The organism is Winogradskyella ouciana (genome assembly GCF_009709615.1).
In the GTDB taxonomy this organism is placed as follows: Bacteria; Bacteroidota; Bacteroidia; order Flavobacteriales; family Flavobacteriaceae; genus Winogradskyella; species Winogradskyella ouciana.
This window is the reverse complement of the sequence record NZ_WJYA01000068.1, coordinates 1-279: the sequence shown is the minus strand read 5'-3', so window position 1 is coordinate 279 and position 279 is coordinate 1. Positions and strand designations below refer to the sequence as shown.

The window sequence follows — 279 nt, the reverse complement described above, 5'->3', positions numbered from 1 at the left end:
GATCTTCTGGGTGCTGTTGTTAATGGCAATCATGAGCTGGGTCAGCCAGGGCCGTAGCCCGGTGGAATATGTGCTGCTGCAGCTTACCGAACCGCTGCTGCGCCCGATTCGCCGCCTGCTGCCATCAATGGGCGGTCTCGATTTCTCGCCGATGATTCTGGTGCTGCTAATGTATGTCATCAATATGGGCGTGATGGAGTTTCTGGCTAACACCATCGTACCGTTAGCCTATATCTGGAACTGGGCATGAGTGCTGTCACATCCTGTGACGACGGGCTG

1 protein-coding gene is annotated in these 279 nt (G+C 55.2%); it reads left to right on the top strand.

Annotated elements, in window-relative coordinates:
• Positions 1–250 (top strand): YggT family protein (locus F1003_RS18605; protein ID WP_162307005.1); only part of this gene is annotated, 250 nt, incomplete at its 5' end.
• Positions 251–279: the final 29 nt, after the last annotated feature.